Origin of the sequence: Peribacillus sp. YIM B13482, from assembly GCF_042787975.1 — a bacterium.
Lineage (GTDB): Bacteria > Bacillota > Bacilli > Bacillales > DSM-1321 > Peribacillus > Peribacillus simplex_A.
Map to the genome: position 1 here is coordinate 1 of NZ_JBHZPF010000122.1, position 3,560 is coordinate 3,560.

At 34.2% G+C, this 3,560-nt stretch carries 2 protein-coding genes and 1 pseudogene; 1 reads left to right on the forward strand and 2 read right to left on the reverse strand.

Annotated features, from left to right (window positions below; all coding sequences use genetic code 11):
• Positions 1–170: 170 nt before the first annotated feature.
• A pseudogene (locus tag ACFX4L_RS25115) lies at positions 171–759 on the reverse strand (glycosyltransferase).
• 705 nt (positions 760–1,464) lie between these two features.
• Between ACFX4L_RS25115 and ACFX4L_RS25120 the strand changes: the two are divergent.
• Positions 1,465–2,649, forward strand: coding sequence for a D-alanyl-D-alanine carboxypeptidase family protein (locus ACFX4L_RS25120; RefSeq protein ID WP_377406635.1), 1,185 nt, complete (start codon positions 1,465–1,467; stop codon positions 2,647–2,649).
• Positions 2,650–3,090: 441 nt separating this feature from the next.
• Here ACFX4L_RS25120 and ACFX4L_RS25125 read toward each other — a convergent pair whose 3' ends face one another.
• Positions 3,091–3,270 (reverse strand): small acid-soluble spore protein H, encoded by a 180-nt coding sequence (locus ACFX4L_RS25125; RefSeq protein WP_061461568.1) that lies wholly within the window; start codon positions 3,268–3,270, stop codon positions 3,091–3,093.
• Positions 3,271–3,560: the final 290 nt, after the last annotated feature.

Consider the following 3,560-nt stretch of genomic DNA (forward strand, 5'->3'; position numbering starts at 1 on the left):
TTTTTTTGATTGTTACTTCTTTAAAAAGACTCTGTTAAACAATGCTTTTGATTTTTCTTCTTCAACTAAAGGGGCAGCATTCTGTAATAACTGAAAATGAGGTTTGAACGAAATATTCTAAGTGAAATAAAAATGCACTATTAAGGTACCTTTAACGGAGATTCTTAAGATTATTTATTAAACTTCTCCGGAAACTGCTTCACAACTCCAGCAGAGATAGCATCTGCCATTAGAATTATATGTGTGACCCCATCATCAATCGCAACGATTCTTGCATCCCAATCCTTTGCCAAGCTTGCAGATAAGTCATTTGTCACCAATTTTAGATGAATATAAAGCAATTTTTTTAGATCTTCATCTTTTAAATAAGGATTGGCACCGCTAAGGAACGCCGCTATATCATCTATACCATTCTTTGTTTAGCTGATTCACTAAGGCTTCTTTTCCGGTTTTAGCAGCATCTACGATCTTGCCGGCAATAACAATATGTTCCTTAAGCAAATCCGTAAGTTTGTTCCCAGCCTCCTCACCGTATACACCCTTTACCGCATTACCAATATCCTCTTGATTTTTAAGAAGTCTGGACAACACTTGCTTTTGGTCTTCTGCTCCTGCTGTTGTTGCACTTGTAATATAATTACTTGTCCACAATACATGATCCATCCAAAGTTTCCTGAATTCATTTTGAAACTTTACTTCAGATTGGCTTATGCAATTTTCTTGTGTTTTAGTGACGGCACTAATTGATCCAGCCAGCATGTTTAGCGAAAATAACAAAATAAACCCCAAAATAATAATTTTTTCATGAAAACTGCTCCTTCCAAATTAAATAAGTATCCTGATTAGTATTTGTATATGGGATTTTTACATTCATCAAATTGTTAAGATGCTTCTTAGGAAGAGGATACCAAAAATGAAAATTCATTTTGCAATATTAGGATGGGCTTCAATATCTTTTTAAAAATAAAAAATTACCGAAACATTAAAGTGCATTAATAAATTTTTGGTTTATGGTGAAAAATTCTTAAGATAACGAGGGGAGAACCCTTAGATGAAGGTCGCTAAACTTTTCGGGGGGCTAGAACAAGCATAAGTGTTTATAAAGCCCTATTTAAGTTATTCCATTAAGGGAGCAATTGTGGTCAGAAAGAGAATAGCCACTCAACCCCCTTTAGAAATAACAACTTGGAAAAATGGGTTTTTTAGTTCAAGAATAAGTATCACAAGCTACATAAAAAACATCGAATAGCCTCTTTGCTTCTTAATAATTTTATAGGTACTAAAAGAATCAAAACCCTTATAAAGGTATTCCAGGAAAGTAAATGAAGAATATTATCCAAAATGCTTCCATGATTATTAAAGGGTAATTACTGTTTCATTTCAATTTCAATAAAACATCTTTAAACATTCAAATTTATTATAGTATGACTATATAGGATTTAACTATCAATTAAGGAGAGGTATATGAAAAGGTTTTTCTTTATCTTCATTTTGGCTTTAATCCCCTTCACCTCTACGACTGTAAGTGCAGAACCCGACTTACCTCTCGTTAGTGAAGCTGGGATCATTATTGATGCGAAAAGTGGAAAAGTATTATACGAAAAAAATATAAATAAAAAAATGTATCCAGCAAGTCTAACGAAAGTTGCTACTGCTATATATGCTATAGAGCACGGGGATCAGAATGAATTAGTGACTGTTAGTAAAAAAGCAGCTGAGGCAGAAGGCTCTTCGGTATTTATTGAACCTGGGGAGAAAATAAAGCTTTCCAAATTAATTGCAGGAATGTTAATCAACTCCGGAAATGATGCAGCTATCGCAATTGCCGAGCATATGTCTGGAAGTGAAAAATTATTCATGGAGGATTTGAATGAGTTTTTAAGAAAAGAAGTAAAAGTCACTGATACTCATTTTACGAACCCCCATGGCTTGTTTGACAAAAACCATGTAACTACAGCCAGTGACCTTGCTAAAATTACACAATATGCAATGAAAAATGAAATTTTCCGTGAAGATTTTGGGAAGAAGAAGTTACCATGGAAAGTGGAAACATGGGACACAACTCTAGTTACCCATCATAAAATTTTAAAAGGTGAACTCCCCTATAAGGGAATAACCGGTGGGAAAACCGGTTTCGTTAGTAAAGCGGGCTACACCCTTATTTCTACTGCTACTAGAGGAGAACAGGACTTGATTGCGGTCACTCTTAAAGCTCCTTCAAACAAGGATGCCTACTCCGATACTGAGCTTCTATTCAATTATGGTTTTGAAAATTTTAAATCAGCCAAAATTGATAAAAAAACCCTACTTTATTCAGCAGGTCACTCTAAATCCTATAAGCTGAACAAAGACTTATACTATACTCATTTAATTAGTGATGAACCTAGTCTAAAAACGAGTAATGATGGAATTCTCTCAATCATGAACCAAGAAGGGCGCGCCATAGGATCCTTTAACCTTAAAACGGTCGCTGATGTTAGGAACACAGCTGTGCCTGCCTCGTTTAAAAAAGAAGCAATCAGTGGGGACGCTAATAAATTTTCTGTTTCATCTCTAGGAGGGCTAGGCTGTGTCATTCTGATCATTCTGATAACGGTTTTCCTAAAGAAAAGCAGAAAAAAACGAAGTGATTATAGAAATCGTTACTGAAAAACCTCATCGATTGGCAATGAGGGGCGTTATTGCTTATACTTTTTCCCTAACAAGGGTGGCTTTAATTTAATAAAAAGAACAAAGGAGTACACATATTATACATGACTAATTTGTGAACTCCTTTATTTAATAAGGCTTTTTATGATTTAGGTTTGGAAAACTCCAGGAAATGGATTTTCTTTTAGGGTTACCGCGAAAAAGATCGGACAAACCTTTTACGGACTGCTTTTTCATTGCTAAGGAAAACGCCTTTAGTCGATGTAACCTATACGGCTATTCTTTTTTTAAAAAAAATAATCCAAATAAATATTAAAAGGTCATGTTTTGATTGGTTTTTCAAAACATGACCTTTTATTTATTCATTTATCTATTAATTGATTAAACTTTGTTTCAAAGCTACATCCGAAGGCAAAGGATTACCAAAGGATATTTAACATATTACTGTTCATTTAAGCTGGTTATAGAAACACTTTGTTTTTTATTTGGTTCATCAAGGGAATGGATTGTAGCTATTCCATTTTGTTCATCCACGTGCTCAATGTAGATACTTTCCTCATTATAGGTCACATTTGCCATAATTGGCGAAGAAGCAATTTCTTCTGCTCGTTGTGCGTTCATTTTAGCCACCTCCTTTGAATTTGCAACAGTTATAATATTTGTTCCAAATTACTTAGATATACTTGTTGTAATTGAAATGCTTCAAAGAATCCTTTAGACTTTACTGAACTACCGGGTACGTGAGTTGAACATCTTTGTTTCAAAGCTACACGAATAAAAGAGGATATAAGATAAAAGAGACAGCCATATTAAAATTAAATACTGTCTTTTTTTATTTGGCTCTTTTCGTAAAGATTGTTGTTTTTAAAACGAAACTATTTAAGGTTGATTGGAGCGGAAGTGCGAGACTC

What these genes read in the sequence shown, in the direction of transcription:
- ACFX4L_RS25120 (WP_377406635.1), top strand. Translation starts at nt 1,465, where the DNA reads ATGAAAAGGTTTTTCTTTATCTTCATTTTGGCTTTAATCCCCTTCACC.
- ACFX4L_RS25125 (WP_061461568.1), bottom strand. Translation starts at nt 3,270, where the DNA reads ATGAACGCACAACGAGCAGAAGAAATTGCTTCTTCGCCAATTATGGCA.